This is a genomic window from Hyphomicrobium denitrificans 1NES1 (genome assembly GCF_000230975.2).
GTDB lineage: Bacteria > Pseudomonadota > Alphaproteobacteria > Rhizobiales > Hyphomicrobiaceae > Hyphomicrobium_B > Hyphomicrobium_B denitrificans_A.
Genome location: NC_021172.1, coordinates 3,218,454 through 3,235,405 on the forward strand (window position 1 = coordinate 3,218,454; position 16,952 = coordinate 3,235,405).

A 16,952-nucleotide genomic window follows, 5' to 3' on the forward strand; every position below is an offset into this window, starting at 1 on the left:
AGTGTCCTTCTTGGCGCCACGCCCGCGATATTTGCCATCCAATACATAGTTGGAAGACCACGTTCATCCGGACAAATGCGAATTATTTCATGGTGGCGAAATCGTATCGGCTACCGGACCTACATCAATCCTTATACGCTCATTCGACCATGGACAGAGATAGGCCGATATTGCTCCATCGGACATGGTTGAGGTGATGAAATTTCGCAGGACTAGCGGATCGTATAACAAACTTCCTCCACACCATAAGAAAACGCACATTGCATCAACATCAGTCGATGGAAGCTATTCATACTCGTCAGCATAAGCTTGAGTGCGGAGCTATGGCTGACAAAGTACTTCGATCGTATAGGCTTCAAGCGTCAGCGTGTCCGCCGCATTGGCGAGAATCCCCGATATGTTGATGTAGCTATCGGCCGACGTATCGACGGTACCCATTGTCAGGCCAAGGCTTGTCGCGCCCCACCCGCCTGTACCTGCGGACAGCCCGCCAACCTGAGACGACACGGAATTTCGGTTGTGAAACTCTGTCTGAATTTTGCTAGTGGGCGTCGTGGTGCTGGAGGCCGACGTATAATTGTTCCCAGCTATGCCAGAAGTAGCAGCGTGCTTCACTTTCATTGACTTGCTGTTGGCGTTGGATGTTCCGGTCCATAGAGTCGTAACGCGCACCGCCCCATTGGGGCCGAGGATACCTCCCGGAAGTAGGACGCTCACTAACGCCGTCTCGGATGTGGTGCCTGTAAGGCTCCACCCCAAGGCTCTGTGGTCAAGTATTGAAAACTGCTTCAGCGCCAAATTGGGAAATGAGACGCGGCCGCTGCTCCGATCGATCTTGATCGCCTCGTACCACGTCGAACCGTCGGGGCTCACCTTGAAATGGAAATCATCGTCTCCCGCGAGCCCCATCTCGGCACGGCCGGAGTAGTTCGTCTGGTAGAGCACAGACGCCGTATCGCCGCTCGTCTTTTTGTTGATTTTCTGCTGATGGCCCGCGCCTTCGTTGTCGAACAGGCTTGCGGGAGACTTTAACGAGAGACGGTTCGTCGTGTCGCCGGTCGCGTTGATGCCGACATGTGCGAGGCCGTCGAATGCGGTCGGCAAATCGGCGGAGCCGCCCTCACCGCCGTCGCTGGGAAGCGCCGACCATGCTCCCGCTTCGTAGACGAGGAGCGCGCTTTCGCTCACGGCCCACGCGCACCAGCCCGTTCTCGGAGCGTAAAATGCCCAGGCGCCGTCCTGGTATGCCGCGACCTTGCCATCCTGGTCCGCCCAGGCGCCGCCGGCGCCTGACGCCACGATGTAACGGCTGCCGTTGTCGGGCGATGCCGGCGGCTCGGTCAGCGTCCGGCTCGCGACAGAGAGCTGCACGAGGCAGTCGAGAGCGCGAATGGCCTCGTTGTGCGTTACGTGCTTCTGGGCTTGAGCCGCCAGAATATAGGGCAGGGCAAGGTTCGGCGTATCGTTCATAAGCAGCACAAATCCAAATAACTCTCCTCGCGCATCAAGATACGGCCGTCCGGGAAGGCGGGGATAACTTTTTTCGGGAGGCGGCTTCCGCAGTTTGAGACGGCGGAGGCATGCGCGATTGCACCGCAGCCCGTGAAGACCTAAACCGCTGCAGGCGGGAGGATCGAACGCATGAAATTTCTGGTGACCGGAGCCGCAGGCTTCATCGGCTTTCATACAGCGATGCGTTTGCTTGAACGTGGCGACGTCGTCATCGGCGTCGATAACGTCAACAGCTACTACGATCCGAAACTGAAAGAAGCGCGTCTCGCAAAGCTCGAAGGACGCAACGGCTTCTCATTTCATCGGCTGAACATTGCCGACTCCGAGGCGATGGCGGCGCTGTTTCGATCCGAGCGACCCGATAAAGTCATTCACCTCGCGGCGCAGGCGGGCGTGCGTTACGGCCAGGAGAATCCGAACGCCTATATCGAATCGAATATCGTCGGCACGCAGAGCATTCTCGAAGGCTGCCGGCACAACGGCGTGAAACATCTGGTGCTTGCGTCATCGAGTTCCGTTTACGGCGCGAATACGGCGATGCCGTTTAGCGTGCACGATAACGTCGACCATCCGTTGAGCCTCTATGCGGCGACAAAGAAGGCGAACGAGCTGGCCGCGCACACATATGCTTACCTCTATCAGATTCCGGTGACGGCGTTGCGCTTCTTCACGGTCTACGGGCCGTGGGGACGTCCCGACATGGCGCTCTTCAAGTTTACGCGCCAGATCCTTGCGGACGAACCGATCGAAGTCTTCAACAACGGACATCATGCGCGTGACTTCACCTATATCGACGATGTGGTCGAGGGCGTGTTGCGCACGGCAGACAAAGTTGCCGAACCAAATCCGGATTGGACCGGTGAGAAACCCGATCCCGCGACATCGATGGCGCCGTACCGGCTTTACAACATCGGCAACAACAGCCCCGTCGAGCTGATGGACTTCATCGCGGCCATCGAGCGCGCCATCGGCCGCGAAGCCAAAAAGATATTCCTTCCCATGCAGCCCGGCGACGTACCGAAGACGTTCGCCGATGTCGACGACCTCGTGCGTGACGTCGGTTTCAAACCGGCGACGCCTCTCAGCGAAGGTATTTCGCGCTTCGTTGCGTGGTACCGGTCGTATTACGGTTGAATCAAGCGACGATTTTATTTGCCACGCGGCTTGGCGCGCGTCGTCGGCGCCGCGTTCGCCGGATCGTCAGGCCAAACGTGCTTTGGATATTGGCCGCGCATATCGGCTTTGACGGCGGCCCACGAACCGGCCCAGAAGCCCGGCAGATCACGCGTAATCTGGATCGGCCGATGCGCAGGCGACAGGAGATAGAGCGTCAACGGCAAGCGGCCGCGCGCAATCGCCGGATGCTCTTTCAACCCGAACAGTTCCTGCACGCGAATATGCAGTGCCGGCGCGCCCGCGCCTTCATAGTCAAGCGCATGGCTGTTGCCGGTCGGAGCCTCGAAGTGCGTCGGCGCTTCAGCGTCGAGCCGTTGCCGCATCGGCCATGGCAGAAGAGAGGACAGAGCTTGTTCAAGCGTCGACCCGTCGATTTCCGAAACACGCGTCTTGCCAGACAGATAGGGAAGCAGCCACCGCTCGACGCATTCTGAAAGCGCAGCATCCGATAAATCCGGCCACGCGTCGTCGTTGGCGCGCAGAAATCCGACTCGGCTTCTGAGCTGGAGTTGCGCTTTCGACCACGGTAGATTTCCTACGCCGATGTCCGCAATGCCCTTGGCGAGAACGGGCGACGCGTCTTCGTCCGGACGAACAGGCCGAGACTCGCTTCTGAGTTCGACAGCGCCGAGGCGGCGAACGTTACGCGCTTTGACCGAGCGCGAATCCCGATCGAATGTCAGATCGGCTTTGCTCTCGATGCGATCCGCGGCGAAGGCAGAGACTTCCGCTTCGTCGGTCGCCGCTGCGAGCATAATCCGCGTTGCGGCCGCGCGTCCCTGCAATTCCGCGACGATGAGATACGGCGCGGCGGCAAGCGGATGCGCCGTATCAATCAGTCCAGCGCGGCCGTTAGCCAGCAGGAAGCTGCCGCGCTTGCCTCTGTTCTTTGCGATCCGCTCCGGGTAGGCGAGTGCCAGCAATTCGGCAGGCGGAAGCGATCCATCTTTCGTGTTCGTTGTGGCGGCACGCGCCCATTGGCGTGACAGCGCCCGCATATCTTCGACGCGTCGGGATCGATCGCGACGAAAATTTTCGAGACGCGTACTGATGTCGAGGTCGTTGCCGCCGATGCCACGCTCGACCAGAACAGCGGCGAGTTCGGCTGCATCTCGCGCCGCTCCCCGCTCTCCAGCTCTCAGGAGCATCCGTGCCAACCGGGGCGGCAGCGGCAGCGACCGAAGCCGGCGCCCTTCCGAGGTAATGTGCCCTTCGGCATCGAGGCCGCCGATGGCCTGCAGCCCGGATCGGGCGGCCGCGAGCGCGCCCTCGCTCGGCGGATCGAGCCAGCAAAGAGACCCTGGATCGTTCGTACCCCATTCCGCGCAATCAAGAAGCAGACTCGAAAGATCGGCGACGCGGATTTCCGGATCGGCAAACGGTACAAGACCTTGCGTCTCCGGCTCGTCCCAGAGGCGATAGCAAATTCCGGGTTCGGTTCGACCTGCACGCCCACGCCGCTGGTCTGCGGATGCTCGCGAGACGCGCACCGTTTCAAGCCGCGCCACGCCGACGTCGGGCTCGAAGCGCGGGACACGCGCCAAGCCACTGTCGATGACGACGCGCACGCCTTCGATCGTAATCGACGTCTCGGCGATCGACGTCGCGAGGACGATCTTGCAGCGCCCGGCTTTCGCAGGCGATATGGCGCGATCCTGGGTCGCAGGATCGAGGGCGCCGTAGAGCGGAGCTATATCGATCGTGTTCGGCAGATTGAGCGCGCCCAGCCGTTCCGCAACGCGCACGATCTCGCCCTGGCCCGGCAAGAATACCAGGATCGAGCCCGAGTCGCGCTCGATGGCGCGTCGAACCGCGTCGACGACGTCATCGTCGATGCGTTGCGCGCGCCGCCCGAGATAGCGCGTCTCAATCGGAAACGTGCGGCCTTCGCTCGCGATCACCGGGGCATCGCCCAGAAGCTTCGCAACGCGCGATGCTTCGAGCGTTGCCGACATCACAAGTATTTTGAGATCCGAACGCAGAGCGGTCCGCGCGTCGAGCGCCAATGCCAAGCCGAGATCAGCGTCGAGCGATCGTTCGTGGAATTCGTCGAACAGAACCGAGGCGACGCCTGAAAGCTCGGGATCATCGAGAATCATGCGGGTGAAGACGCCTTCCGTCACCACCTCGATAGCGACATGCGCGCTGGTCTTCGATGAAAGACGGGTTTTGAGGCCGACGTCGTCTCCGAGGCGGCTGCCCAGCGTACTCGCCAAGCGCTCGGCCGCGGCGCGCGCCGCAATCCGGCGCGGTTCGAGAACGACGATCTTTCGCCCCTCGCGCCACGGCTCGTCGAGCAATGCGAGCGGCATGCGGGTCGTCTTGCCGGCGCCCGGCGCCGCGACCAGCACGGCAGTTCCGTGCGAGCGCAGTGCATTTTGCACGTCGCCAAGAACGGCATCGATCGGCAGCGGCGCGGAGAATGTAAGACCGGCCATGACGGGAAAGAGAATTAAACGGACTTCGCCGCGTTACGGATTGCCGCGATGTTGGCCGCGTAGCTTTGCTCTGATCCGCCTTTGAACACGGCCGAGCCTGCAACGAGCACGTTGGCGCCGGCCATGACCACCTCAGGCGCGGTTTCCGGCGTTACGCCACCGTCGACCTCTATGTCGATCGGGCGGGAACCGACAAGCGCTTTCACGCGCCGGATTTTTTCGATCGCAGACGGAATGAACGACTGCCCCCCGAAACCGGGATTGACCGACATCAGCAAAATGAGATCGATCCGGTCCAAGCAGTATTCGAGAACGCTTTCGGAGGTCGAAGGATTGAGCGACACGCCGGCTTTTTTTCCGAGCGCGCGGATCGCCTGCAGCGACCGATCGAGGTGCGGCCCCGCTTCCGCATGAACGGTGATAATGTCTGCACCGGCTGCTGCGAAATCCGCAAGATAGGGATCGGCCGGCGCGATCATCAGGTGCGCGTCGAAGATTTTCTTCGAGGCGCCACGCACGGCCCTGATGACGGGCGCGCCGAACGTGATGTTCGGAACGAAGTGACCATCCATCACGTCGCAATGGATCCAGTCGGCGCCGGCGGCATCGATCGCGCGGATCTCGTCTGCGAGCTTGCCGAAATCGGCTGACAGAATGGATGGTGCGATCAAAACGGGGCGCGTCACGGGTAACCTTCCAATCTTCGTTCGGGTCGCGTCAGAGGACGCGGCGGCGGCGCTCGACGAGCTGCAAGATAAGTGGCGTCAGAATGAGCTGCATCGCCAGATCGAGCTTGCTGCCCGGAATGACGATCGAGTTGGCACGCGACATAAAGCTGTCGTGCAGCATCGACAAGAGATAGGCGAAATCAATTCCGCGCGGATCCTTGAAACGAATGATGACCATCGACTCATCGGGCGTCGGAATCCAGCGGGCGATGAACGGGTTTGACGTATCGACCGTCGGGATACGCTGGAAGTTGATGTCCGTCTGCGTGAACTGCGGGCAGATGTACTGCACATAATCGGGCATGCGGCGCAGGATCGCCTGTGTCACTTCCTCGGTCGTATAGCCGCGTTCCGCACGATCGCGCTGGATCTTCTGAATCCATTCGAGATTGATGACCGGCACGACGCCGATCCTGAGGTCCGCGTGCCTCGCGACGTCAACGGTTTCCGTTTTGATCGCACCGTGCAGGCCTTCGTAGAGCAGGAGATCCGTATCGGACTCGATATCGGTCCACGGCGTGAACGTCCCGATGGGAGCGCCTGTCGCGCGCTGCTCATCGATATCGTGAATGTAAAGGCGTGTCCTGCCCTTGCCAGTCTCACCATACGTGTAGAAAAGCTGCTCGAGTTCCTCCAGAAGATTGGCTTCGGCGCCGAAGTGGCTGAAGTTGTGGTTACCGCGCTTGGCTGCGGCTCTCATGGCCTTTTCCATGTCGCAGCGATCGTAGCGGTGGAATGCATCGCCTTGAACGAACGCGGCCCTGACCTGTTCGCGGCGGAAGATCTGCTCGAATGTCTGGCGCACCGACGAGGTACCAGCGCCGGACGATCCGGTGACCGAGATAATGGGATGCTTGATGGACATCGATGGGGCTCAAACCGTCATTGCACGCAAATGGATCGTGGCGGTCATGGCAGCGCCCGGAACAGGCCGCGGCGGCCGAAAAGGGGCGAACGGTCGACCTTAAATTCCTGGCCACTGTAGATGCGCATCACCCGATCGACCTCATAGCGTGAGCCGCAAATCAGCGGCGTTTTTTGATGCAGCGAGGTCGGCACAACGTCGAGCACACGCTCGCGACCCGTCGTTGCTCTGCCGCCTGCCTGCTCGATCAACCAGCTAAAGGGGTTGGCTTCGTAGATCAATCGAATGCGGCCTTGATGGAAGCCTTTGCGGCGATCGCCGGGATAAAGATAGATACCGCCGCGCGACAGGATCCGGAAGACGTCAGCGACGGGAGAGCCCGTCCAGCGCATATTGAAATCGTGTCCGCGCGGGCCGTTCGCGCCATTCTCGCAATCGTGGATATAAATCCGGATCGGATCGTCCCAGTGGCGCGCGTTCGAGGAATTGATGGCGTACTCTGTCGTTTCAGGCGGCATCGAAACGTTACGCGATGTCATGCGGAAAGTGTTCGCCTCGCGGTCGAGCGTGAAGATCTGCGTGCCGAGACCGACCGTGAGCACAAGAGCCGTATGCGGTCCATAGACGACGAAGCCCGCGGCGAGCTGATGCGAGCCCGGCCGCAAGAATGCGGCTTCCCCACCCGACGTGGGATGACGCGGGAGGATCGAAAATATCGTTCCGAACGAGACGTTGGCATCGACGTTCGACGACCCGTCGAGCGGGTCGGTTGCAACCAAAAGCGAAGCGTCTGGCTTCAAAGCAATCGGCTGCTGCGATTCTTCCGAGGCCAATGCAGCGACGGGCGCCGACTTCAGCGCCTCGACAATCATGCCGTTGGTGAGAAGATCGATTTCCTTCTGCTCATCAAACTCACCGGGCCGCGACACGATCTTTCCGAACTTGCCACCAAGCTCGCCACGTCCGACGAGTTCAGAAATCCGAATGCTTGTCTCGGCCAAGGCAAGCAGAGTGTCCGCTACGTGCCCGCGCGTGCGGCCCTCCAGCGTCCAATCCGACAGGTATTCCTTAAGTGTCGCGAAACCCATCGCACTCCATCCAGTACGCACCATCGACCGCAGCGCCCTGTCTATCTAATCCTACTTGGATCGGAGAAGCGAGGGATGAGGCTCGCATTCGGCGTGCATAGACAAGTGCGTTTAGATTTTTGCTGGGCTGCAATATAGGGGGCGAATTGACCGCGTGACGCCGTATCAACCGCGGCGGTTGATGCCGTTGTAAACGTTAGTTAATCGTTTGAGTCCCGCGACGCTAGAACGACCCTGGGACGGAGCGGCTGCTAAACCTTAAACTCGTCGATCGTCGTAACCGCCTGTCTCAGCGCTTCCGACCAGGCGCTCGAAAGCTTGCGGAAATACGCATCATCCGGGCCGATACGGATCTCACGCGTTATATCGAGCGCGTCGCGCTCGTAGACGACGAGATCGATCGGCATGCCGACGGAAAGATTGGAGCGGAGCGTCGAGTCAAACGAGAGCAAAACCAGCTTCGCGGCTTCTCCGAGGCGCATATCGGCGCGCGCGACGCGGTCGAGGATCGGCTTGCCGTACTTGTGCTCGCCGATCTGAAAGAAAGGCGTGTCGTCGGCGGCCTCAATGAAGTTTCCTTCCGGATAGACCTGAAAAAGGCGTGGTTTCTCGGCTCCGATCTGGCCGCCGAATATGAAATGCGTGTTGAAGCCTACCCGCGCCGCCTCGAGCGCGGCACCGTCGATGCGGCGGGCTTCGCGTATCGCATCGCCGACGACGCGAGCCGCACGATACATATTTGCCGCGTTGTAGAGATTCGGCGTGTCCACTTCATCGTCGCCCAATCTTTCGTTCAGCAGGCTGACGACGGTTTGAGTCACCGCGAGATTGCCCGCACTCATCAAAACGAAGACACGGTTGCCGGGTTTCCGCCATATCTGCAACTTGCGATATTGAGCAATGTTATCGAGACCGGCATTCGTGCGCGTATCGGCGGCAAGCACCAAGCCCCGCTCAAGACGGAGCGCTACGGCATACGTCATTCATCGTCTCCGTTCGGCAGCTACTGCTGATCTGCTGCTGAACTTCGACGACCACGTCAAGCGTTTCGTCGGCGATTCCGTGACGCATGCCCCGAATTGAGGTCGCATTGGACGCCGAGCCATCTGATGATTGCGCAGCCAAAGCCGTCCATTTCGTCGAATGCCGCGAGGGCCGCCGACCTCCTCCCGAGAGCTTCTTCGTGCGTCTCGCAAAGGACGGGCCAATTTGAAAAATGCCGCGAAAACTGCGTGAATACAGTCTTCGCGGCACCAGAGTGCTATGCGCAAAATGCCGTGTTCTTACTTCACCGGCGGCGTTGCCGCCGACGCAAAACCTAGAACAGACCCTGGATCTGACCTTTGTCGTCAAGGCGGATCGAGTTCGCGGCCGGAACGCTTGGCAAGCCCGGCATGGTCATGATCTCGCCGGTCACGACGACGATGAACTCGGCGCCGGCCGAGAGGCGTAATTCGCGGATCGGCACGACGTGGCCGGTCGGCGCGCCGCGCTTCCCCGGGTCGGTCGAGAACGAGTACTGGGTCTTGGCCATGCACACCGGGAAATGGCCGAAGCCGCCGGCTTCGAAGTCCTTGAACTGCGTCTCGACGCTGGCGTCGCAGGCGATGTCGGCGGCGCGATAGATTTCCTGGGCGATGGTTTTCACCTTGTCGCGCAGCTTCATCTCGACCGGGTAGAGCGGCTTGAAGCTCGCCTTGCCCTCGTCGATGACCTTGACGACGTGGTGGGCGAGGGCTTCCGTGCCCTTGCCGCCGTCGGACCAGTGCGTGCACGAGAACGCCCGCGTGCCCATGCTTTCCGCCGCCTTCTGAACCTCGGCGATTTCGGCATCGGTGTCGGCGATGAACTTGTTCACCGCGACGACCGCCGGGACGCCGAACTTGTTGACGTTCTCGATGTGGCGCTTGAGGTTCTCGCAGCCCTTGATGACGGCTTCGACGTTCTCGGCCTTCAGGTTGTCCTTGGCGACGCCGCCGTGCATCTTGAGCGCGCGGACGGTCGCGACGATGACGACGACCGACGGGGCGATGCCGGCCTTGCGGCACTTGATGTCGAAGAACTTCTCGGCGCCGAGGTCGGCGCCGAATCCGGCTTCGGTCACCACGTAATCGGCGAGCTTCAGGGCCGTCGTCGTGGCCAGCACCGAGTTGCAGCCGTGCGCGATGTTGGCGAACGGACCGCCGTGAATGAAGACAGGGTTGTTTTCGAGCGTCTGCACGAGGTTCGGCTGCAGCGCGTCCTTCAGGAGCACCGTCATGGCGCCGTCGGCCTTGAGGTCGCGGGCGCGGATCGGCTTCTTGTCGCGCGTGTAGGCGACGATGATGTTGCCGAGACGCTCTTCGAGGTCCTTCAGGTTCTTGGCGAGGCAGAAGACGGCCATCACCTCGGAGGCGACGGTGATGTCGAAGCCGCTCTCGCGCGGGTAGCCGTTGGCGACGCCGCCGAGCGAATTGACGATCTGGCGCAGCGCGCGGTCGTTGACGTCGAGGACGCGCTTCCAGGCGACGCGGCGTTGGTCGATGCCAAGGGCGTTGCCCCAGTAGATGTGGTTGTCGATCATCGCGGCGAGCAGATTGTTGGCGGCGGTGATGGCGTGGAAGTCGCCGGTGAAATGCAGGTTGATGTCTTCCATCGGCACGACCTGGGCGTAACCGCCGCCGGCGGCGCCGCCCTTCATGCCGAAGCACGGCCCGAGCGAGGGTTCGCGCAGCGCCATGATCGCCTTCTTGCCGATGCGATTGAGGCCGTCGCCGAGACCGACCGTCGTCGTCGTCTTGCCCTCACCCGCAGGCGTCGGGCTGATCGCCGTCACCAGGATCAGATTGCCGTTCTTATTGGCCTGAATTTGATCGATGTAATCGAAGGAGACTTTGGCCTTTGTCCAGCCGTACGGGATAAGCGCGTTCGTCGGTATGCCGATTTTGGCTGCAATATCAACAATCGGCCTTGTTTTGGCTTCGCGCGCAATTTCAATGTCGGTCTTGACGGACACAGGCACTTCCTCCAAGGAACTAATATTTCGTGGAACTAATGTTCACTAGCCCGAGGTTGATTTGCGGGCGGCGGATATTGGACTCTGGCGTGCATCGCGCCAAGCACCTGCGTCCAAAAATCCGATGTAGCTCATTGGCTATTAGATGACGGCATCGGCAACGACGTGCTCGCGTCGCCAGCACAAAGACGTACAGCAGAGGCGGCGCCGTACGCCGAATGAGTCTTAAAGCAACATGCTAAGCTGCGGGCTGGGAGAACCCAGCGCGACTTTAGCATCCGGATTATTCTCACCTTATGAGGACGATCCGCACTCCATGTTTGCGGGAATGGCGTTCTTGATCTCGTCGGCAGTCATATCTCTTACGTGCGTCGCGATCGACCAGCGATGGCCGAATGGGTCTTCCACCTGGCCATAGCGATCGCCCCAAAACGCATCCGAAACCGGCATCACCAGCTTGGCGCCCACCTCGACGGCGTGCTGCACAAAGCTGTCGGCATCTTCCACGTAGAGATGCAACGTAACCGGCGTTCCATTCAGAGACTTCGGGCCGAACGAACGCCATTGCGGGGATTCTTCGGCGAGCATGATGCGCGAATTCCCTATCTGCAGACATGCGTGCATGATCGTTCCATCGGGGGCGGGAAGGCGGATCAATTCCGTTGCGCCGAACGCATTCTTATAAAATTCGATAGCTTCTGCCGCGCCCGCGCAGATGAGATGCGGCGTTACCGTGCTCATGCCTTCCGGTATCGGTTTGACGTTCGAATTGGTCATGATTCAGGCTCTCCTGCCTACGGCGTCAGCGCTATCGAGAGCGCGCAAACATCCGCTCTCTATCCAAAACGCGCGACGAAGCGGATTTCCGACACGCGGTTGAAAAATTGTTCGGCGGGCGGAAGACGTCATGGCCGTGTCAGCCAACCTCTCTTGACTGAGATCGCGGAGACTGGTTGCCTTTCTCAGGGCGGGTGCGGAAGGACGACAGGGAAATATACTCATGGCGCAGCTAAATCTTCGGCGCAGAGCCGAGGACGATCCCGCAACGATTGCAATCGCCACTGCTGGTGGAAGTAATCCTGCGAAGCGGGCGAAATCGAAGGCAGCGCTCAAAGTGCTGCTTTTTTTCACTTTATCATTTGGAAGCAATTGTCAGCCGACGACGCGAACGACGAGCACTGTCGCGTTATCCTGGTAGGGCTCACGCATGGACTCCACGGCGCGGATGAGAGCCTTTGCGACTGCCGCGGCTCCGTCACCGGCATATCCTCGAATGACACGCGCAATCTCATTCTGATCGAGCGTCGCAATGCCGTCGCTCGCAAGCACGACGTAGTCGCCCGCTTCTAGCTCCAGCGGCCGCTGCGAGACATCGAGCAAGTCGATATCTTCTCCTGTCACGGCCGAGCGCAGCATGTGCCGGCGCGGGTCACGGCGCGCTTCGAGTTCCGTCAGCTTGCCTTCGGCGACCATGCGGTCGAGTTCAGGCGCCAGAGAGTGATCTTCATTCAGGAGGGCGATTTCTCCGCGCCGGAAAAGGAACAACGGGCTGTCGCCGACGCTGACCCATTCGATGCCGTTTGGTCCGAATGCGGTGCCGACAAGCGTCGAGCCCATGCCTGCGAGCAGCGGGTTCGCGGAAATCTTGGCGGCGAGCGCGCCGTTGGCTGCCTTCAGCGCCGCAATCAGGCGATCGACGGGAGACCCCGTATGATCGCCGACCGCTGCCAGAAATTCCTCGCATACGGTCCGGCTCGCGAGGGCACCTCCCGTGTGGCCGCCCATGCCGTCGGCGAGGACCGCAAATCCCGCGGCGTCGTACATGGGACCGTCGCTCGACAACGAAACGGGTTCGCCGCCCTCGGGGCGGAAGGCAGCGGAGTCTTCCTGATAATCGCGGGCTCCGCGCGTCGCGGCGACAGCATGCTCGAACGGCGGCATTCGATCCTTAAGCTTCGGAAATCTCGGACCAGTCGAATTCACTTCCGCAGAACGGCAGGAATGCGACCTGCGTGCGCCCGAAGGTGATGACGTCCATTGGCTGCAATGGCACGGGGCCGGCCGGTCGCTTGTCGTTCACGGACACGACATTGGTCTTAGCAAGGTTTGGAACAAAGAGGAAAGACCGATCGCTCGAATCGTAGCGCAAATAGGCCTGCGCCTCGTTGGAAATGGCGTCGTCGCCGAAATCCAAGGGGATGCGGTTTTCCTTCGAGCGCCCGACCGTGTTGTTGCCCTCGAAGATTGGCCGATAGGAGCCGAGGCCGGGGCCGCCGACGACGATCAGGAAGCCAACGACCGGATCGCGCTCGAAAACGCCCCGCTCGATCTGCTGGCGGCCGCGAACGAGCACCGTGCGTGCGGGAGCCTCCTCGGGTTCCAACTCGATCTTTTTTACCCGGCTTTCGGCGCGGACGACGCGCGTCGTCGGTGGAACGTCGGCGTCTTTCGCGGCGGCTATGGCTTCCGGCACTAACGGTTTCAGCTCAGGCGCCGTGCGCGCCAACCGTGCTGCTTCTTCCGCGCTCAAGCTCTGCGGCTTCGGCGGCAACGGCGGAGGAGCCTTCTCGTCCGCTCCGGGTTTCGCGGCAGACGCGGGCTTCGGAGGCGGCGTCATGTCGATCGGGGCATCGTCGCGGCCGGCGGCCATCAAAGCATCACGCAGGGAGCCTAAGAATTTGTGTGCTTTCGCAGCTTTCGCTTCGTGGCCGGCTGTCGTTTCGCCCTCTATCGTCATGCTTCAATCTCCTCATGGTTTGCCAAGCACGGCAACGTCCGTGCCGCTAAATTCGTGGATCAACGCATGAACTGAAAACTTAGGAAGGTTCCGAAACCACCGCTCAAACGGAACCGGCGCGGAAACGCAATTTGCCGGATCCCAGTTGTATAAGATCGCCGTCGTTCAAGCGTGCTTCACAGCAGCGCCGGCCGTTGACGATCAGACCATTGCCTTCGACGCCGGACAAATCGGCGATGTGCCAGTCGTCGTAGTCTTCGCGATAAATTGCGGCGTGATAACGGTGAACCGCACCACTGGGGATGCGAATATCGTTGTCGTCCTCACGCCCGATCCTCAGCATGTCGCGCGGAATGGCGCAGCGCATGCCTTTGCCGCCGGCTTCGATCTCCACGAACGGCTGCTGAGTGTGTGGCACAGCATCGTCCGCCAGTTCCGCCTCGACACGATCATCGTCGCTGCCCGGCCGATAGAGGCGGGTCACGTCGGGCGACGTCCCGGCTCTGTGGACGATGCGGGAAGCAACGGTAAGGAGCGGCAAGCCAATCGCAAGACCGAGGCCCAGCATCAGGGCCGGAGCGACGCGATAGCCTTCAGAAATCGCGGCTTTCGTTGCGCGGAGCAGTTGCAGGGTCGCATCGAACACATACCCAGGGCCAAACCCGCGGACCTGCGGGGCCGACAGGATGAAAAGGACGAGAGCCGATCCGGCTCCAATCGCCCATAAGCCCGATCGCGAACGCGCCGTTCTCATGATTTACGCCCAAGTCGCACTCAATAGAGAATCTGGCGCAACGATGGCGGCGGCAACATGGCCGGAAAGCGACACCATCGGGAATTATTCATTCCACGTTCATCGCCCGTCGAGACGCCATATTCTTGCGCCATGGGAGCGAAGCAGAGACAAGGGGTATTCGAGCTGGCCTCTTGAACTCGACGGCGCCAGCAAGAGGACCGAACAACCACAAGCGCGATCACGCGCATGGGGATCATGACGCAACTTGTCGCTTTACCGGACGGGACGGAGCTTGCGGGCGATTACAAAATCGTGCGCGTTCTCGGGGCGGGCGGGTTCGGCGTCACCTATCTTGCCGAAGAACCGAACCTCTCGCGGCACGTCAGCATCAAAGAATATTTTCCGAGCGATTTCGCGAGCCGGACGGAAAACCTGGAAGCGGCACCGCGCTCGGCAGGCTCTACGAGCGACTACAATTGGGGTCTCGATCGCTTCGTCGACGAGGCGCAGACGCTCGCCAAGTTCAATCACAGCAATATCGTCAAGGTGCATCGCGTCTTCCGCGCGAACAACACCGCCTACATGGTGTTGCATTTTGAGGAAGGAAAAAATCTCAAGACCTGGCTCAAGGATCTCGGCCGGGCGCCGCGGCAGAAGGAACTCGATGCCATCGTCGGGCCGCTGCTCGATGCGCTCGAGATCATTCACAATGCCGATTTCCTGCACCGGGACATTGCACCCGACAACGTCATCATTCGGACGACCGGCGATCCGGTGCTGATCGATTTCGGCGCGGCGCGCAGCGATATCGCCGCGCATTCGAAGACAAAGACGGTGTCGGCGCTCGTCAAGCCCGGTTACAGCCCTTACGAGCAATACGCCGAGACGAGCCGCCAGCAGGGGCCTTGGACCGACATCTACGCATTCGCGGCGACGCTCTATCATGCGGTGACCGGTAAGCGTCCGCCCGATTCTCCATCGCGTATGCTGAAAGACGAGATGGTACCGGTTCGCGACGCTGCGCTCGGCGGGTATCGCAGCACATTTCTCAATGCCATCCAGCAAGGCTTGGCGCTTTCCGTCGACGGCCGCCCGCAATCCATCGCAGCCTGGCGTGGAGCGCTGCTCGCACCGGAGCCGCCGAAGCCCAGCCTCTTCCAGCGCTTCAAGGAGAAGACGGAAGTTCATCGCCGGAAGGACGAGGAGAAACAGGCTGCCGAGGCGGTCGTGAACACGGTCGTTCCGCCGCCGCCCGACGCCCCGGGTCCAAAAGGAGGGCTTCTCGATTTCTTCGACGCACTGAAGCAACCGACGGAGGCAAAAGCGCCTGCTGCGCCTTCCGTGGCTAAGCCTGCGGCCGCCAAGAAACCCGCCGCGGCCGAGAAGCCGAAAGCGGACAAGCCGAAGCCTGAAAAAAAGAAGGCGCAGGACAAAAAGACTCCCGCGCTTCCGCCGCCGCCGCGCCCTGTCGCGGAAAAATTGCGATCGAAGCCAAAGCTGCGTCCGAAGCCGGACGTCGGGCGACGTCCGCTAACGCGCGGCCTCAAATCGAAAGTGATTGTTGCGGCGGCGCTCGCAGGCATCGGCTTTGCATTCCACGACCGCATCCCGCAGCTTTTGCGTGTGCATGAACCGACAATCACCACCGGCGCCATCGGGACGTCAGCAGCCAACGAACCAGCCCTCAAGCAGGTCGCGGAGATCAAGGCGCACGGCACGGCGATCGAAGAGCTGGCGCTCAGCGGCGACGGCCGTTTGATCGTCACGGCCTCGCATCAGCCGGAGCTCAAAATCTGGTCGTTCGATTCCCGTCAGCCGAAAGGCGTGGTCGCGCTCGAAGACGGACCGGCGACGTCACTTGCGGTGCGCAACAACCGCGTCGTCACCGGGCATGCCAACGGCGCTGTCGCCATCTATGATCTCGATACGCAGCGCCGCCTCTATCGCTTCAAACGCAACGACGCGCGGATATGGTCGGTGACGTTCGTCGGCTCCGAAGATCGCGTGGCGGCCGCGAGCCATGACTGGACGCTCGCGATCTGGGAAACGGCGTCGGAAAGCGCACCCGCCGCAATTCTCGAAGGTCACGAGAATGCGGTGCAAGCCGTCGCGGCCGACCCTTCGGGCCAATGGCTCGCGTCGGGCGGAGCCGACCGCAGCGTCAAGATCTGGAATGTCGAGGCCCGAGACTCGCGGCGCACCTACCGCAACAATTCCGATTTCATTTCAAGCCTCGCGTTCTCGCCCGATGGAACGACTCTCGCGACCGGCAGTCTAGACGGTACGATCAAAGTGCTGTCGCTCAATTCGTACCGAATTCAGCGCACGTTTGGCGGCCACAACAAGCGGATCACATCGCTCGCCATATCGAACGTCGACGATCTCCTGGCTTCGGCCTCTGAGGACGGCATCGTACGCGTCAGAAGCCTGAAACGATCGCGCCAATACTTGGCGCTGCCCGGCATCGGGTCCGGCGCGCAGTCCGTCGCGTTTACGAACGATGGCCGGACTCTGTTGACGGGCGGTCAGGATGGCGTCGTCCGGCTGTGGTCGCTTCCCGATTCCCAAATTGCCCAGGGCAACTGAAACGTAAACCAAACCATCGATCTGGAGCCTCGACGGCGTGAACGTATAGCGGCATGATGCCGCCGCAATCGAGTCGCCGGAGGAGCCACGC

At 60.9% G+C, this 16,952-nt stretch carries 13 protein-coding genes; 2 read left to right on the plus strand and 11 right to left on the minus strand.

Annotated features, from left to right (window positions below):
- Window positions 1-321: 321 nt before the first annotated feature.
- Complete coding sequence (locus tag HYPDE_RS18890) at window positions 322-1,470, minus strand: DUF2793 domain-containing protein (protein ID WP_244437700.1); 1,149 nt, start codon at window positions 1,468-1,470, stop codon at window positions 322-324.
- Between the two features lie 171 nt (window positions 1,471-1,641).
- Between HYPDE_RS18890 and HYPDE_RS15425 the strand changes: the two genes are divergently transcribed.
- A complete protein-coding gene (locus tag HYPDE_RS15425) occupies window positions 1,642-2,646 on the plus strand; it encodes an NAD-dependent epimerase (protein ID WP_015599449.1) in 1,005 nt (334 codons plus the stop codon).
- A 14-nt stretch (window positions 2,647-2,660) separates the two neighbouring features.
- Here the strand turns inward: HYPDE_RS15425 and hrpB are convergent, their stop codons facing one another.
- From hrpB to HYPDE_RS15475, 10 genes are all read right to left on the minus strand, one after another.
- Complete coding sequence (hrpB, locus tag HYPDE_RS15430; RefSeq protein ID WP_015599450.1) at window positions 2,661-5,126, minus strand: ATP-dependent helicase HrpB; 2,466 nt, start codon at window positions 5,124-5,126, stop codon at window positions 2,661-2,663.
- A 14-nt stretch (window positions 5,127-5,140) separates the two neighbouring features.
- Complete coding sequence (gene rpe, locus HYPDE_RS15435) at window positions 5,141-5,812, minus strand: ribulose-phosphate 3-epimerase (protein ID WP_015599451.1); 672 nt, start codon at window positions 5,810-5,812, stop codon at window positions 5,141-5,143.
- A 31-nt stretch (window positions 5,813-5,843) separates the two neighbouring features.
- On the minus strand, window positions 5,844-6,719 hold the full coding sequence (locus HYPDE_RS15440; protein WP_015599452.1) for a phosphoribulokinase: 876 nt from the start codon (window positions 6,717-6,719) through the stop codon (window positions 5,844-5,846).
- A 44-nt stretch (window positions 6,720-6,763) separates the two neighbouring features.
- Window positions 6,764-7,807: a class 1 fructose-bisphosphatase gene (locus HYPDE_RS15445; RefSeq protein WP_015599453.1), complete on the minus strand. Its 1,044-nt coding sequence runs from the start codon at window positions 7,805-7,807 to the stop codon at window positions 6,764-6,766.
- A 251-nt stretch (window positions 7,808-8,058) separates the two neighbouring features.
- Window positions 8,059-8,790, minus strand: a complete 732-nt coding sequence (locus HYPDE_RS15450) for a peptidase (protein ID WP_015599454.1) — start codon at window positions 8,788-8,790, stop codon at window positions 8,059-8,061.
- A 335-nt stretch (window positions 8,791-9,125) separates the two neighbouring features.
- The gene (locus tag HYPDE_RS15455; RefSeq protein ID WP_015599456.1) at window positions 9,126-10,802 is read right to left on the minus strand and encodes a formate--tetrahydrofolate ligase; all 1,677 of its coding nucleotides are present in this window, start codon (window positions 10,800-10,802) and stop codon (window positions 9,126-9,128) included.
- Window positions 10,803-11,096: 294 nt separating this feature from the next.
- Entirely contained in the window at window positions 11,097-11,579 is a 483-nt protein-coding gene (locus HYPDE_RS15460) for a VOC family protein (RefSeq protein WP_015599457.1), read from the minus strand.
- Between the two features lie 375 nt (window positions 11,580-11,954).
- Window positions 11,955-12,743 carry a PP2C family protein-serine/threonine phosphatase gene (locus HYPDE_RS15465; RefSeq protein ID WP_015599459.1) on the minus strand — a complete coding sequence of 263 codons (789 nt, stop codon included), beginning with the start codon at window positions 12,741-12,743 and terminating at the stop codon, window positions 11,955-11,957.
- A 7-nt stretch (window positions 12,744-12,750) separates the two neighbouring features.
- A complete protein-coding gene (locus HYPDE_RS15470; RefSeq protein WP_015599460.1) occupies window positions 12,751-13,539 on the minus strand; it encodes an FHA domain-containing protein in 789 nt (262 codons plus the stop codon).
- Between the two features lie 103 nt (window positions 13,540-13,642).
- Window positions 13,643-14,293, minus strand: a complete 651-nt coding sequence (locus tag HYPDE_RS15475) for an FHA domain-containing protein (protein WP_015599461.1) — start codon at window positions 14,291-14,293, stop codon at window positions 13,643-13,645.
- A gap of 237 nt (window positions 14,294-14,530) precedes the next feature.
- On the opposite strand from HYPDE_RS15475, the gene HYPDE_RS15480 reads away from it, so the two are divergent.
- Window positions 14,531-16,861 carry a serine/threonine-protein kinase gene (locus HYPDE_RS15480; protein WP_041321417.1) on the plus strand — a complete coding sequence of 777 codons (2,331 nt, stop codon included), beginning with the start codon at window positions 14,531-14,533 and terminating at the stop codon, window positions 16,859-16,861.
- Window positions 16,862-16,952: the final 91 nt, after the last annotated feature.